General features: G+C 69.4%; 14 protein-coding genes. 8 read left to right on the forward strand and 6 right to left on the reverse strand.

Annotation, left to right across the window (positions count from 1 at the left end):
* The 3 genes from HTY53_RS01865 to HTY53_RS01875 all read left to right on the forward strand — a co-directional run.
* Nucleotides 1-1541, forward strand: a 1541-nt coding sequence (locus HTY53_RS01865) for a class I adenylate-forming enzyme family protein (RefSeq protein WP_438820915.1), incomplete at its 5' end; no start/stop codon positions are given.
* Nucleotides 1542-1548: 7 nt separating this feature from the next.
* A complete protein-coding gene (locus tag HTY53_RS01870) occupies nt 1549-2430 on the forward strand; it encodes an IclR family transcriptional regulator (RefSeq protein WP_238510953.1) in 882 nt (293 codons plus the stop codon).
* Between the two features lie 85 nt (nt 2431-2515).
* Nucleotides 2516-3664, forward strand: a complete 1149-nt coding sequence (locus HTY53_RS01875; protein ID WP_174104694.1) for a hypothetical protein — start codon at nt 2516-2518, stop codon at nt 3662-3664.
* Here HTY53_RS01875 and HTY53_RS01880 read toward each other — a convergent pair.
* Nucleotides 3654-5357, reverse strand: a complete 1704-nt coding sequence (locus tag HTY53_RS01880; protein ID WP_174104695.1) for a thiamine pyrophosphate-binding protein — start codon at nt 5355-5357, stop codon at nt 3654-3656. The genes HTY53_RS01875 and HTY53_RS01880 overlap by 11 nt on opposite strands.
* A 304-nt stretch (nt 5358-5661) precedes the next feature.
* Here HTY53_RS01880 and HTY53_RS01885 point away from each other — a divergent pair, with 304 nt between their 5' ends.
* Nucleotides 5662-6756 carry a malate/lactate/ureidoglycolate dehydrogenase gene (locus HTY53_RS01885; RefSeq protein WP_174104696.1) on the forward strand — a complete coding sequence of 365 codons (1095 nt, stop codon included), beginning with the start codon at nt 5662-5664 and terminating at the stop codon, nt 6754-6756.
* A gap of 64 nt (nt 6757-6820) precedes the next feature.
* Nucleotides 6821-7189, forward strand: a complete 369-nt coding sequence (locus HTY53_RS01890; RefSeq protein ID WP_174104697.1) for a 5-carboxymethyl-2-hydroxymuconate Delta-isomerase — start codon at nt 6821-6823, stop codon at nt 7187-7189.
* 13 nt (nt 7190-7202) lie between these two features.
* On the opposite strand, the gene HTY53_RS01895 is transcribed toward HTY53_RS01890, so the two are convergent.
* From HTY53_RS01895 to HTY53_RS01905, 3 genes are read right to left on the reverse strand one after another with little or no spacing between them, the layout of a single operon-like run.
* Entirely contained in the window at nt 7203-8513 is a 1311-nt protein-coding gene (locus HTY53_RS01895) for an alpha/beta hydrolase (protein WP_174104698.1), read from the reverse strand.
* 38 nt (nt 8514-8551) lie between these two features.
* Entirely contained in the window at nt 8552-9970 is a 1419-nt protein-coding gene (locus HTY53_RS01900; RefSeq protein ID WP_174104699.1) for a heavy metal sensor histidine kinase, read from the reverse strand.
* Complete coding sequence (locus tag HTY53_RS01905) at nt 9967-10650, reverse strand: heavy metal response regulator transcription factor (RefSeq protein WP_006580091.1); 684 nt, start codon at nt 10648-10650, stop codon at nt 9967-9969. Before HTY53_RS01905 ends, HTY53_RS01900 begins: the two co-directional genes overlap by 4 nt.
* Nucleotides 10651-10991: 341 nt before the next feature.
* Between HTY53_RS01905 and HTY53_RS24685 the strand changes: the two genes are divergently transcribed.
* Nucleotides 10992-11378 (forward strand): hypothetical protein, encoded by a 387-nt coding sequence (locus HTY53_RS24685; RefSeq protein ID WP_254599747.1) that lies wholly within the window; start codon nt 10992-10994, stop codon nt 11376-11378.
* Nucleotides 11379-11559: 181 nt separating this feature from the next.
* On the opposite strand, the gene HTY53_RS01915 is transcribed toward HTY53_RS24685, so the two are convergent.
* Nucleotides 11560-12003, reverse strand: coding sequence for an HU family DNA-binding protein (locus HTY53_RS01915; RefSeq protein WP_174104700.1), 444 nt, complete (start codon nt 12001-12003; stop codon nt 11560-11562).
* Nucleotides 12004-12282: 279 nt separating this feature from the next.
* The gene (locus HTY53_RS01920) at nt 12283-12780 is read right to left on the reverse strand and encodes a DUF962 domain-containing protein (RefSeq protein ID WP_174104701.1); all 498 of its coding nucleotides are present in this window, start codon (nt 12778-12780) and stop codon (nt 12283-12285) included.
* A gap of 220 nt (nt 12781-13000) precedes the next feature.
* Between HTY53_RS01920 and HTY53_RS01925 the strand changes: the two genes are divergently transcribed.
* Both HTY53_RS01925 and HTY53_RS01930 read left to right on the forward strand, forming a co-directional pair.
* Complete coding sequence (locus HTY53_RS01925; protein WP_174104702.1) at nt 13001-13750, forward strand: Crp/Fnr family transcriptional regulator; 750 nt, start codon at nt 13001-13003, stop codon at nt 13748-13750.
* 2 nt (nt 13751-13752) lie between these two features.
* Entirely contained in the window at nt 13753-14607 is an 855-nt protein-coding gene (locus tag HTY53_RS01930; protein WP_174105044.1) for an arylamine N-acetyltransferase family protein, read from the forward strand.
* The last annotated feature ends 168 nt before the right edge of the window (nt 14608-14775 follow it).

The raw sequence follows: 14775 nt of genomic DNA on the forward strand, positions 1-14775 counted from the left end.
CCTCCGTCCCCACCGCCACCGTACCGGCCTTCGTCGCGCCGTACGCGCGGCTGCACCAGGCCATCGCCCCCTGGGTCGCCGACCGCCCGGACGTGGTGGCGTTGATGGACGGCGAGCGCTCGATCCGCTATGGCGAGCTGGACGACGCCCTGCGCCAGACCGCGGCGGCGTTGACCAAGGCCGGCGTGCGAGGCGGCGATCGTGTGGTGCTGGTGACCGAGAACAGCGTCGGCTGCGCGGTGCTGATCCTGGCCCTCAGCTCGCTCGACGCCTGGGCGATTCCCGTCAACGCGCGGCTGTCGGCGCGCGAGATCGACAACATCATCGAGCACGCCGGTGCCCGCCTGGCGCTGTATCTGGACAACGCCTACCCCGAAGCGCGCGAGCACGGCCTGGCGCGCGGCGCGCAGTGGGCCGAATGGCCGCATGTCGGGCGCCTGCTGATCGGCAAGCTCAATGCCGAGGCGGTGCCCGAACCGGTGCAGGCGGACGCGCGCGAACAGGTAGCGGCGGTGATCTACACCACCGGCACCACGGGCGCGTCCAAGGGCGTGATGCTGACGCATTCGAACCTGATGTTCATCGGCCACAGCAACCGCGTGCAGGCGCGCGTGCAGCCCGGCGACCGCGTCTATGGCGTGCTGCCGATCTCGCATGTCTACGGCCTGTCGGTGCTGCTGGTCGGCCCGCTGTCCAACGGCGCCACCGTCTACTACGAGCCGCGCTTCCGTCCCGAGCGGCTGGCGCGCGCGCTGGTCGAGGAGAACCTGTCTGTGCTGCACGGCGTGCCGGCGATGTACGCCAAGCTGATCGAATGGGGCCGCAGCCAGCCGACGCCGCTGCGCGCGCCGGCCCTGCGCATTGCGCAGTCGGGCGGCGCGCCGCTGACCGCGACGCTGAAGGCGGCGTTCGAGCAGACCTTCGGCATCACGCTGCACAACGGCTACGGCATGACGGAGACCTCGCCGACGGTCAGCCAGACCCGCGTCGATGCGCCGCGCAGCGACTGCTCGGTGGGCCAGGCGGTGCCCGGCGTCGAGGTGCGGCTCGGCAATCCGCTGCCGGACGGCAGCGGCGAGCTGCTGGTGCGCGGCCCCAACGTGATGAAGGGCTACTACAAGCGTCCCGATCTGACCGCGCAGGCGATCGATGCCGACGGCTGGCTGCATACCGGCGACCTGGCGAAGATCGACGATGACGGCGCCATCTCGATCGTCGGCCGCTCGAAGGAAATCATCATCCACTCGGGCTTCAACGTGTATCCCGAGGAAGTCGAACAGTCGATCAACGCCTATCCGGCGGTGGTGCAGTCGGCCGTGGTCGGCCGCGCGGTCGAAGGCAACGAGGAGGTGATCGCCTTCGTCGAGGTTCGGGCCGGCATGACGCTCGATCCGGCCGCGTTGAAGGCCTTTCTGCGTGAACGCCTGTCGCCGTACAAGATCCCGGCCGAGATCAAGGTGGTCGCGCAATTGCCGGCTGCGCCGTCGGGCAAGATCCTGAAGGCTCGGCTGCGCGAGATGCTGGCCGCCGGCGAGTTCTGATTTCGCCATGACGACCGAGGACCAGGCCGAAGCGATGCTGCGCGAGCCCGCCGCCCGGGTCGACGCCCGCCGCACAGAAGACCAGGCCCCGCGCCACAAGGAGGACCGGCACTTCGTCACCGCGCTGGCGCGCGGCCTCGACGTGCTGGCCTGCTTCCGCGGTTTCGACGCGCGGTTGGGCAACGCGGAACTGGCGCAGCGCTGCGGGCTGCCCAAGTCCACCGTGTCGCGGCTGACCCATACGCTGACCGAACTGGGCTATCTGCGGCTGGAGCCCGACGCCGGCAAATACCGCCTCGGCAGCTCCGCGCTGGCACTGGCCCCGGCCGCACGCGAAGGCGCCGATGTGCTGGCAGTGGTGCGGCCGCATATGCAACGTCTGGCCGATCTGTCGCAAGGCGTGGCCTCGCTGATCCTGCGCGATCGCGGCCGCATGCTGATCTTCGAGAACTGCCAGGCCGAAAGCTATCTGACGTTGCGGGTGGCGGTCGGCACGCGCATCTCGGGCCTGACCACCGCCGCGGGCCGCGCCTATCTGCAGGCCCTGCCGGCGGCCGATGCGCGGCAGGCGCTGGCTGCCTTCCGCGCCGACGACGCGCTGTCCGAGGCCGACGCGCAGGCGGTACTCGCGCGCAGCCGCGACGAAGTCCGCCGGATCGGCTGCACCAGCTCGTTCGGCGAATGGCTGCCGGACATCAACTCGATCGCCGCCGCCTTTCATCCGGGACCCGCGCTGCCGCCAATGACGTTGAGCTGCAGCGGCCCCAATGCGGTCGTCCCGCCCCGCCATCTGCTCGACGTGGTGCGGCCGGTGCTGATCGAATGCGTGGCGCGCATCGAGCGCGAACTCGGCAGCGGCGGAGCGGCGGCCGGCACGCCGCGGCGCTGACGGCAACGGCCGGCACGTCGCCAGCCGGCTACCGTTTGCGACACTGGCTGCGGAAAATTCGCAAGCAAGCGGCCAGCATGCCGCCATGATCCCGGTGTTCCGCGCACCGATCGGCCCGCCTGGCGGCGCGGCCCATCGAAGCGGCAATTCCACTGCCGCGCGTCCGTGCGGCATTTCCCGGATCGGTCCTCGCATGCCTACTCTGCCCTTCTGCGCTCGCACCGCCCTTGCCGCGCACTTCGCGACGCCGCACGACTTCTTCGAAGCCCTGGCAACAGGAAGCGACGTATCCACGCTGCGGCCGATCGTCAATCGGCGCGCCAACTTCTTCGTCGGCGGACGCGGCGTCAGGCTGGTCGTCGAGAAAGCCCGCAACGCCAATGCCGGCAACCCCGTCGATATTCGGCTGGAACGCACTTGGCGCGAGTTGGGCTGGTTTCGTCGCGTAGTGGTGACGCTGCTCCGCTGCGTGGCGCCACGCGACACCAACCGCTGCGATCGGCCGAATCGCGGCCAGTTCCGCGCCGTTTCGAACACCATCGGGCGGCTGCGCCAGCGTGCCGGTGTGGTTGCGGCCGCCGCTGCGCCACCGCAGGGGAAACCGGCCATGCCGGGCGATACCGGCATGGCCGTTGCCGATCTGCCTCCACGGATGGCCGCGTCGATGCCTCCCGAGCTGCACCGCGAAAGATTGCGGTCCCTCGCCGAACGCATCGGCAAGGCCAGCCGCTGCAAGCTCTTCGAAAGCAAGGAGAAATGGCGCGACGTGGTCCTCTCGGTCGTACGCAACGACCCGCCCGAATGCCTGGACGTCGTCGCCGCCGTCGTACTGGCACAGATGGCCGCCGTGGTCACATACCTGCGCCGGGCCCGCGCGGGCAACGAATCGTCGGCGTACCCTCAGGTGCGCGACATGATGCAGGCCATCTGCAACGCGGCCGATGCCGAGGACGACAAGCTGGCCGACCTCGCCGTGCGCCTGACCGACGTGTGGAAACAGCACTGGTGGCGCGGCGAGATCGCGAGGCATTCGCCGTTCCGAGAGTTCAGACTGCCCGTGGGCGTGGTCCGGCGCATCGGTGCATGGCTGCGCGCCGACTGGCTGCTCGTTGCCGACGAGTTATGCACGCTGGAGCTGCGCGACCGCGAGATCAAGCGCCTGATCGTCGCCGCGTCGGCAAGGCCAATCACCGCTGCCGCGGGTCCGGCGGACTCGTCCCCTTCTATTCGCTGAGCCGCATCGCCGGCGTGATCTGCCGCGGATCGGTGCACAGTTCCAGCAGGGCCGGCCTGCCCGCGGCACAGGCCCGGGCGAACGCGCCGGCGAACCCCGCCGCGCTGGCCAAACGCTCGGCCCAGGCCCCACAGGCCTGCGCCAGCGCAACGAAATCCGGATTGACGATACCGGTGCCGCTGACACGGCCCGGATAACGTCGCTCCTGATGCATGCGGATCGTGCCGTACATGCCGTTGTTGACGACCAGCACCACCACATTGGCGCCCACCGCGGCGGCGGTGGTCAGCTCCTGCGGATACATCTGAAAGCAGCCATCGCCGGCGAAGCAGACCACCGTGCGCTCCGGGTGGCGCAGCTTGGCCGAGATCGCGGCCGGCAGCCCGTAGCCCATCGCGCCGCAGGTCGGCGCCAGTTGCGTGCGCGGGCGGCGATAGGCGAAGTAGCGATGCAGCCAGACCGCGTAATTGCCGGCACCGTTGGTGACGATCGCATCGTTCGGCAGCGTCCGGTTCAGATGGTCGACCACCGCGGTCATGTCCACGCCGCTCGCCTGCGCATGCGGCGCCGCCGGTGCGACGAAGTCCTGATGATCGGCGCGCGCCGCGGCAGTCCACTGACGCCAACGGATCGTGGCCGGGGCCGCCAGGCCGTCCAGCATCGCAGCGCCCGGACCGATGCCTGCGTGAATCGCCAGCTCCGGCTGATACACGCGGCCAAGTTCCGCGGCATCCGCATGGATATGCACCAGCCGCTGGCGCGGGCGCGGCGGCTCGAGCAGCGTATAGCCGTCGGTCGCGACATCGCCGAGCCGCGTGCCGAAGGCAACGATCAGATCGGCCCCGCGCACGCGCTCGGCCAGGCGCGGATTGACGCCCAGGCTCAGATGCCCGACGTAGTGCGGGTCGCGATTGTCGAGCACGTCCTGGCGGCGGAAGGCACAGGCCACCGGCAGATCCCAGGCATGCACGAAACGGGCGAACGCCGCCGCATCCTCGTCGCGCCAATTGGCGCCGCCGGCGATCACCAGCGGGCGCTGCGCGGCGGACAGCAGCTCGGCCAGCGTGGCAGCATCCGCGGCCGAAGGCGAGGCCACCACGGGCCGATACGCGCCGGTGTCGCGGCAGACCGCATTGCCGTCCAGCACGTCCTCGGGCAGCGCCAGCACCACCGGCCCGGGCCGGCCCGAGGTCGCGACCTGGAAGGCGCGCGCCACCAGTTCCGGGATCCGGGCGGGGTCGTCGATCTCGGCCACCCATTTGGCCATGCCGCCGAACATCGCCGCGTAGTCGACCTCCTGGAACGCTTCCCTGCCACGGTGTTCGCGAGCGATCTGCCCGACGAACAGGATCATCGGCGTCGAGTCCTGCGCGGCGATATGCACGCCCACGCTGGCATGCGTCGCGCCCGGTCCGCGCGTGACGAAGCAGATGCCGGGACGTCCCGTCAGCTTGCCGTCGGCCTCGGCCATATTGGCCGCCGCGCCTTCGTGCCTGCAGACCACCAGGTCGACCGCGGGCTGATCGTGCAGGGCGTCGAGCACGTCGAGGAAGCTCTCGCCCGGCACGCAGAACACGCGCTCGACGCCGTGGATGCGCAGCGCATCGACCAGGATGCGGCCGCCGCTGCGCGGCGCGGGTGCCGGCGTGCCGGCGTGAGATTCGGGAAGGTCGGCGGTAGAGGCGATAGGCATGGTCATCGGCTGGCTCATCGAATCGGGGTCGAAATCGGAAGCGGGACGGCGGTCGTCTAGCGCCCCATTGTGCAGGGGAACGCAAAACGCGCGACAAGGCAGGACCGATTATCGCGCCAAAATTTCGGGCCGCCGCGGCGCATGCCGGCGCCGGCGTTGGCCATGCGACGGCACGGCGCTTATCATGATTGCCCCGCGCCGCGCCGCGCCGCACCCGATGCCGGCGGCAAGGCCAACGCCCGCCGCAACAGCAACGCACGCGGGAGCGAACAAGAACGATGAGAGCGAGACGATGAACGACGCAATGACCGAACCCCTGCTCCCGACCGAAGCCCTGCACCGATGGGTCACCGAGCTGTGGCTCGCCGCCGGCTCCGACGCGCGCGAGGCGCGGCTGACCGCCGACCATCTGGTCGGCGCCAATCTGAGCGGGCACGACTCGCATGGCGTCGGCATGATCCCCAAGTACGTGCTGTCGTGGCAGGCCGGCGAGCTGCAGCTGAACCGGCAGGTCAGCGTGGTGCAGCAGGCCGGCAGCCTGCTGAGCCTGGACGGCAACCGCGGCATGGGGCAGGCGGTGACCGAGCAGGCCATGGCCATGGCGATCGAGCGCGCGCGCGAGCATGGCGTCTGCGTGATGGGCCTGCGTCATGCGCACCATCTCGGCCGTGTCGGCCATTGGGCCGAGCAGGCCTGCGCGGCCGGCATGATCTCGATCCACTTCGTCAACGTGCTGTCCAAGCCGATCGTCGCGCCGCATGGCGGCTACGAAGCGCGCTATGGCACCAACCCGTTTACGATCGGCGTGCCGGTCGCCGACGCGCCGCCGCTGGTGCTGGACTTCGCCACCAGCGCGATCGCGCTGGGCAAGGTCCGCGTCGCGCACAACAAGGGCGTGCCGGTGCCGCCCGGTTGCCTCGTCGATGCCGAGGGCCACCCCACCACCGACGCCGGCGTGATGTACCCCGCCGACGGCCAGGCGCGTGGCGCGCTGCTCGGCTTCGGCGAGCACAAGGGCTACGTGCTGGCGATGATGTGCGAGCTGCTCGGTGCCGCGGTGACCGGCGGCCATACCATCCGCCCGGAGACGCTGACGCACCGGCACGCGGTCTGGAACAATATGCTGGCGATCGTGTTCGATCCGGCCCGGCTGGCCGACAGCACCGCGTTCGGCCACGAAGTGCAGGCGTTCGTCGACTGGGTGCGCGCGTCGCGCCGCCAGCCCGGTTGCGATGCGATCCTGCTGCCGGGCGAGCCCGAATGCGAGGCGCGCCGCCGGCGCGCCGAGGCCATCCCGATCGACGCCGGCACGCTCGCCGAGCTCGACGATGCGGCGGCGCGTGTGGCCGCGGCCACCGGGCGGTCGCCGGGGCCGCTGTCGCCGCTGTGCCGGCGCTGAGGCGTCCGCGATTTTCCCCGCCGTATTTCCGCTATCTTTTTCTCGCTACCCGACGGAGTCTTTCATGCCCCATCTCGTCATCGAAATCACCGAAAACGCGCGCCTGAACTGCTCGCCCGAGGAATTGCTGGACCAGGCCAACGCCGCGCTGCTGGCGTCCGGCCAATTCCAGGAGCCCGACATCAAGTCGCGCTGCATCACGCTGCAGACCTACCGCCAGGGCACCGAGCCGGTCGAACGCGCCTTCGTCCATGGCCGGCTGTCGATTCTCGACGGCCGCGACGTCGCGACGCGGCAGGCGTTGGGTCAGGCTGTCTGCGAGGTGATTGCCGAAGCGGTCCGCTCCGGCGCCAACAATACGCCGGTACAGGTCAGCGTCGAGGTGCTGGAAATGGAGCGCGCCAGCTATGCGAAGCAGGTGATCGGCGGCTGAAGGCCGCACCAGGCTATTGCGATGCCGTCGCGGAAATCGGCGCGGGCGCGGCGGTCCCGTCCAGCCCCAGCACCGACAGCATCACGCCGGTCTGCCAAGCGAAATACGGGTTGTAGGTCAGCCGCGCGTGCACCTTGCCCCGCTCCCGATAACCCCAGTCGGAAAACCAGACCTCGTCGCCGTCGACGCATCGCCGATAGTCGGTCGGCTCCTGCCCGTTCAGGCACAGCCGCAGCGATCCCTGCCGCCCGTAGAGCGGATTGCCGTCGGAAAACAGCACCCCCATGTGCGAGAACTGGCTGATGCGCTCGGCCGGCAGGCGGTCCGGCCGGACCAGCACGCGGCCGGTGCTTGCGTCGGTGCTTGCGTCGGTGCGTGCGTCGGTGCGTGCGTCGGTGCTTGCGTCGGTGCGTGCGTCCGCGCTTGCCTTGCCCTGCTCCGTGCCATACCAGATCAGCCGGCTGGCCGGATGCGTGAAGCGCGTGCCGAACACCTCCCGCACGTAATGCGCGTCGACCACCGAGTCGTGCTCGGCGACGATCAGCAGCGCCGGCCTGTCGTAAGGCCGCGCATCGAGCGCCGCGCGCGCCGCGACATTGCTGCGGTAGTACTGCGCGAAACCGTTGGTCGGCGTGTTCAGATAGCGGACCGGCGTCTGTTGCGGCCGGTCATCGCCTGTCGACAATAACCACGGCACCACCGGCGCGAGCCAAGGCGTCAGCCACTCCCAGCGGCTGCCGGAGCGCAGCGCCGGCGACACCAGCAGCAGCCCCGCGATCTCGGCATGTGCCTGCGCATAGTCCAGCACCAGATTGGCGCCGGTGGAGAAACCGCCGAGATACAGCGGCCCTTCCCCGACGCTGTCCCGCAACGCCGTGACCTGCTCGCGCAGCACGCGTTGCCAGTCCTCCAGCCGGACGCCCATCAGGTCCGACGGCGCGGTGCCATGTCCCGGCAGCAGCACCGTACGCACCAGCAGGCCGCGTTCGGCCAGCCTCGGCGCGATATCGACGAAAGACCACGGCGAATCGCCGAGCCCGTGCACCAGCAGCGCGCCGCCCTGCGGCGTGCTGGTCGGGCGCCATTCGCGCGGCAGGTTCCACTCGGTTTCGGCACGCATATCGGCAGAGACATAGCGGCGGCGCCCCTCGAGCGCCGCCAGCGCTTGCGCGCGATGGGCAGCGAAGGTCGGCGCGGTCGCAGGCGTGCGGCCCGCGGTGTCGTCCTGCGCAGTGGTGCTGCAGGCCGCAGCGAACACCATGGAGAGCCCCGCCGCGGTCGCGATCAGCGCCGCGGCCCCGAGGCGGCGGACACGGTCTGCCATGCGCACGCCTTGCAGCGTGCGCGGTTTGCTGCCGCCGATCATGCCGTGGCCGCCTGTGTCAATGGCGGCAGGCTGTCCGACGCCGGCGCCTGCGGCGGCAGCGCGGGCAGCGTCAGGCCGATGCAGACCACGCCGCGCGACTGGCGCGCGAACACCGCGCCGCCATGCATGGTCGCGATGGCCTTGACGATCGCCAGTCCGAGCCCGTGGTTCTGGCGACTGTCGGCGCGCGCGCTGTCGACGCGGTAGAAGCGGTCGAACAGCCGGTCCATCTGCGCGGTCGACAGCGGCTCGGCCTCGTTGCGTACCGCGATCGTCACCAGGCCGGCCTCGTCGCCGATCTCGACCGCGACCGGCCGGCCGCGCAGGCCATGCTGCAGCGCATTGCCGAGCAGATTGGTGATGGCCCGCTGCAGCAGCGAGGCGTTGACGCGGGCACGCGCGTCGCCGACGATCTCCAGCGTCGCGCCGGCGTCCTCGAACAGCATGTCGAGGAAGTCCGCGCTGCGGCGCACTTCATTGGCTACCGATACCTCGACCAGATCGCGCGCCAGCGCGCCGCGGTCCGATTGCGCGAGAAACAGCATGTCGACGACGATGCGGCCGAGCCGTTCGAGGTCCTCCAGGTTCGACTGCAGGATGTCCTCCAACTCGCGCACGCTGCGCGGCCGCGACAGCGCCACCTGGGTCTGGCCGATCACGTTGCCCAGCGGCGTACGCAGTTCGTGCGCGACATCGGCATTGAACGCGGACAGCTGCACGTAGGCGCGCTCGAGCTTGTCGAGCGCCCCGTTGAAGGCCAGCACCAGGCCGCACAGTTCGGCGGGCAGATCGGTATCGGGCAGCCGCTCCAGCTTGCGCGGATTGAGCTCGCCGGCATGGCGCGACAGCGCCTCGATCGGCGCCAGCCCCGCCTTGGCGATGCGCCAGCCAAGCACCGCCACGGCCAGCACGCCCAGCGCGGAGCAGACGATCAGTGCGACGCCCAGCACGCGGCTGGTCTGGTAGAACGGCGCCTGATCGACCGCGACCACCAGCGCCAGCGCGGGGCGCTCGTCCAGCGCGGGAATGATGCGCTTGAGCATCAGGAAGCTGCGGTCGTCGAACTGCACCGTCCACACATCGGGCGCCCGCTGCGTCGTCACCGCGTCGCGCGGAAACGGCTTGCCGAAGCGAAAGCGCGGGTCAGGCGTGTCCACGAAATAACGCAGGCTGTCGTCTTCCGGCGTCATGCCGGTCAGCACCGCGCCAAAGCGCTCCCACTGCGGCTGCGTGCCGTAGTGGGCCGCCTTCGGGCCGATCAGCTGGAAGCGCGCCTCCAGTTCCTCGACCTGGCGCTTCTCGAGTTCGACGCATTGGACGTAATACATCACGAAGCCGGTGACCGAGAACACCAGCGCCGCCGCGAGGGCGAACATCGCGGCCAGCCGCGTGGCGATCGAGCGGCGGCGGCTCACGCGACTTCCTCGGCGCGGCACTCGAGCACATAGCCCATGCCGCGGATGGTATGCAGCAGCTTCGGCTCGCCCGGCCAGTCGAGCTTGGCGCGCAGGCGCTTGATCGCGACCTCCACCACATTGGTGTTGCAGTCGAAGCTGATGTCCCAGACCAGCTCGGTGATCGCGGTCTTCGACACGATCTGCGACTGGCGCCGCGCCAGCACCGACAGCAGCGTGAATTCGCGCGCGCTCAGGTCGAGCCTCCGGGTGCCGCGCATCGCGCGCCGCGACAGCAGATCGATGCGCAGGTCGCCGACCGTCAGCTGCGACGGCTCGCTCTGGCGGCCGCGGCGGGTCAGCACATTGAGCCGGGCCAGCAGCTCCAGGAAGGAGAACGGCTTGGCCAGGTAATCGTCGGCGCCGGCGTCGAAGGCGTTGAGCCGGTCGTCGAGATCGTCACGCGCGGTCAGCATGATGACCGGCGTCTGCTGCTCGCGCCGCAGCGATTTGAGCATCGACACGCCGTCCAGGTCGGGCAGCATCACGTCGAGCACGATCGCATCGTAGGGCTCGGTGCAGGCCATATGCAGGCCGTCGACACCGTTGGTCGCCGTGTCGACCACATAGCCGTTCTCCGACAGTCCACGGCGCAGATAGTCGACGGTCTTGATCTCGTCCTCTACCAACAACAGTTTCATGTGTCCGGCCCTCCGTGTCCGGGAATGGTTCGCGGCGCCCGCAACGGCCAGGCCCCGCCATTTCCGGCAACTATAGGTGAAAGCCGCCGGCCGAACCTGTCAACGTTGTCAGCTTGCCGCCAGCGCGCCGACCCGGCCCGAACGGCATGCTGCCGCCGGTATTTGGGGCACGCATCGCGGTGCAGCGAAGGCCCTCGGATCCTGACGCAATTGTCAGGCTGGCGTCACCGCCGCGTCCGGCCCGGTTCGTAGACTGCAAACCGTGCTTGGCCAAGCCGTCTCCCCTCGTCAAGGTTCCTCGAACCGCCCCCGGACCCAATCTGAACCGAAGGAGTGTTGCCATGACTCGATCGACCCCAACCACCGTCACTGCCCGAGCGACGAGCGCCCCACCCCGCCCGCGTCCGCCGCTCGCCGCCCAGCGGGTGCGCGCCTTGCGCCAGCGCTGGCAGGCGCGCCGCCGCGCGATGCTGGCCGCGTTGCTGCCCACGATGGCAATGATGATTGGCGCCACCGTCTCGCTGTCGGCCAAGGCTGCGCCGCGCACGAGCGACCCTTATACCGACGGTGCCCGCAGCGCGACCCAGAAGTTCGATGTGTTCACCGAAGGCGCGAACCGCCTCGGCCCGCGCGACAGCTTCACGCAGGGCGGGCATAGCGCCGACCATCGCGATCGCTTCAGCGACGGTGCGCATACGCAGGAAACGCCGGCCGATCACAGCGCCTAGCTCGGGACGGCTCCGACCCGCTGCTCGCCATGAATGGTGGGCGGTCTAAATGCTTGGCGGTTAATTGCAAACACACGGCAGCGTGCCGGGCCGCCAATAGAAAAGGGAGCCGCAACGCGGCTCCCTTTTTCACTGCCTGCCGTCACGGGCAGATACCCGTGACGGCCACGTCGATGACGAATTACAGCGCAGCGTCCTTCAGCTTCTTCAGCGGACGGACCTTGACCTTGACGCTGGCCGGCTTGGCCGGGAACCAGCGCTCTTCGCCAGTGAACGGATCCTTGCCGAAGCGCTTTTTCTTCGCCGGGACCTGTTGCGCGGTGATCTTCAGCAGGCCGGGCAGCGTGAATTCGCCGGCGCCCTTCTTGTGCAGCGCGCTGACGATGGTGTTTTCCAGATGGGCGAGCACCGTCTTCACGGCCTTCGGCTCGACTTGCGTCTGCGCGACCAGGTGAGCGACCAGGCTGGATTTGTTGAAGGTGTCCTTCAGCGGACGCGGGGTTGCGGTTGCCGGCGCAGCGGCCTTCTTCGCGGCAGCCTTCACGGGCGCCTTGGTTGCCGGTGCCTTCTTGGTCGCGGTGGTCTTGGTTGCAGCTTTCGCGGTCGATTTCGCTTTGGTCGCCATATTGGTCAGATAGAGTTGAACGGTTGGCGCCGCAAACCCCGCGAAAACAGCGTACGGCTGCGGCGGCCACCGAATCATAGCGGAAAGTGACGCATTTCCAAGGGGATTTGGCCCGTTACCCCCCTAAAACCCCGTAAAAACCCGGTGAAAAGTCCCGCTGTCTGTCGCGCCGATGCATCGATGCACGTGCAAGGCAACGCTGGCGGCTGCGATCGACGCGCATCGCTGCGCTGCGCGCGTGAGTTCGTGATGGCACGCGCCTTCGCCGGCGCAGCGGACTCAATGCGCGTGCGCGTCCATCCGTTCGCGCGTATCGCGCGCCAGGCCCAGCGCGAAAGCGGTCTCTGCCACCAGGAACAACGGCCCGATCAGCAGCCCGACCAGATCGTCGACGAAGGCCGGCTTGCGCCCTTCGTAGTAGTGGCCGACGAACTGGATGGCCCATCCGAGCACGAACAGGCCGATGCCGATCGCCAGCCATGCGGCGGTCGACATCTCGCCGATCAGATGGCCGGCATAGACGAACATCGCCAGGATCAGCGTCATCGCAAAGCCGAAGCCCGCCGACAGCCGCAGGTAGAACAGACACGACAGCAGGTAGACGACGATCGCCGGCGTCAGCACCGCGGCACCGTCGCCGAGCGGAATCTGCGGGCGCGCCAGCAGCGTGGTGACCGCCAGCACGATCATCGGGATGCCGACGAAGTGCGTTGCCACGTTGCGGCGGTCGCGGTGATAGGCGGCGTACTGGGATAGGTGGTCGACCAGCGTTTTCATGACGTCTCCTCCTGTGAGCAGCGGCGCGATGCGGCATGCCGTTGGCCGGAGCCGGCGCACGGCCGCACGCGCCGGCCCGGCGCGATCGATTTATAGTAATGGGCGCACCGGGCGCGGTCTGTCCGAATTTTGACAGTCCGGGTTTGCACCGAGGGCTGCACTGCCTCGCGGACCGGCGCGCGCACCGGCGCCCTGCGCCGCGATGACGATGGAGACCGCCATGGGCCTTCCGCCCCCTGCCCGCCCCGCGCTCGACAACAGCCGCGATGCCGACGCGCTGGCCCCGCTGCGCACGGGAAGCTGGTTTCGCGGCCTGCCCGACGACATGCGCGCGGCGCTGCTCGAGGGCGGCGCGATGCGCCGGCTTGAAGCGGGCGAGGTGCTGTTCCAGCGCGGCGATCCCTTCGACGGCCTGTACGCGGTGATCGCCGGTGCGGTACTGGTGCATGCGCACGATGCCGGCGGCAAGGCCGCGCTGCTCGGCCTGCTCGAAGCGGGCACATGGTTCGGCGAAATCTGCCTGTTCGACGGGCTGCTGCGCACGCATGACGCCCGCGCGGCCACGCGTGCCGCGGTGTGGCACGTCCCGCGTGCCCGGCTCGACGCGATGCTCGGCGAGCAACCCGGCTGGTGGCGCGAATTCGGCAAGCTGCTGGCCGGCAAGACGCGCGAGGCGTTCCGCTATGTCGAGGAGGCGCAGCTGCTGCCGCCGGTGGCACGCACCGCGCGCCGGCTCGCCGCGATCGCCCGCGCGTATGGCGACACGCCGCAGACGGGGCAGCCCGGGGTGCCCGCACGGCAGCCCTATCGCTCGATTCATCTGCCACAGGAACAGCTCGCGCAGATGCTCGGGCTGTCCCGGCAGACGGTCAACCACGCGCTGCGCGAACTGGAGGCACGCGGCCTGCTGCGGCTGCGCTATGCCGACATCGAACTGCTCGATCCCTTGACACTGGAGACCCTGACGTGACCATGCCAGACCAGCCGGCGCTCAACGCCGCCCGACTCGACGCCTATCTGCATCGCATCGGCCTGCCGCAACGCCCCACCCCCACCCGCGAAGCGCTCGACGCGATCGTCGCCGCCCACCTGCAGCGCATCCCCTTCGAGAATATCGACGTGCTGCTCGGCCGCCCCATCGATATCGCGCTCGACGCGGTGTTCGACAAGCTGGTGACGCGCGAACGCGGCGGCTACTGTTTCGAGCACAACACGCTGCTGGCCGCCGCGCTGACCGCGCTGGACTTCGATGTGGTGCCGCTCGCGGCGCGCGTGCGCTTCGGCATCGAGGAAGGCGTGCCGACGCCGCAGTCGCATCTGCTGCTGCGCGTGCGCGTCGCCCATCGCGACTACATCGCCGATGCCGGCTTCGGCGGCCCCAACCCGCCCTGCTCGCTGCCGCTGTCCGAGCCGGCGCCGGAGGGGCTGCCGTACCGGCTGGTCGGCGCGCCCCTGAGTGCGACCTCGAGCGGCGCCTTCCATCTGCTCGACCTCGAGCTCAAGAGCGGGGACGAATGGATCAAGCTCTATCGCTTCGACCTGTCGCCGCAGGCCTGGATCGACTACGCGGCGCGCAACTGGTATGTCTGCACGCATCCGGACAGCATCTTCCTGCACCGGCTGATGGCGGCGCGCACCGACGGCGAGGTCCGGCTGACGATGACCAACGGCGAACTGACCGAACGCGATGCCGATGGCGGCAGCCGGCAGGTGGCGCTGGAAACGCCGGCACAGATCGTCGCTACGCTGCGTGAACGGATCGGCGTGCGGCTCGATGACGAGACCGCGGCCGGATTGACGGCATGGCTGGCGCGGCGCGCCGATTGATCGACCCACCATGCACGCCGTGAATCCTGCGCAGAAAGAATGCTGATAAGGGCCAAAGAACGCGTGCCGGCCTGTGGACGGGCCCCGACCCACCGACCATAATGTGCCGGTCGGCGCCGCCTCGCATTGCCAACCGCGGCGCCACAACAACATCAGAGTCCACCGGAA

Source organism: Cupriavidus gilardii, from assembly GCF_013314895.1.
GTDB classification, from domain to species: Bacteria; Pseudomonadota; Gammaproteobacteria; order Burkholderiales; family Burkholderiaceae; genus Cupriavidus; species Cupriavidus gilardii_C.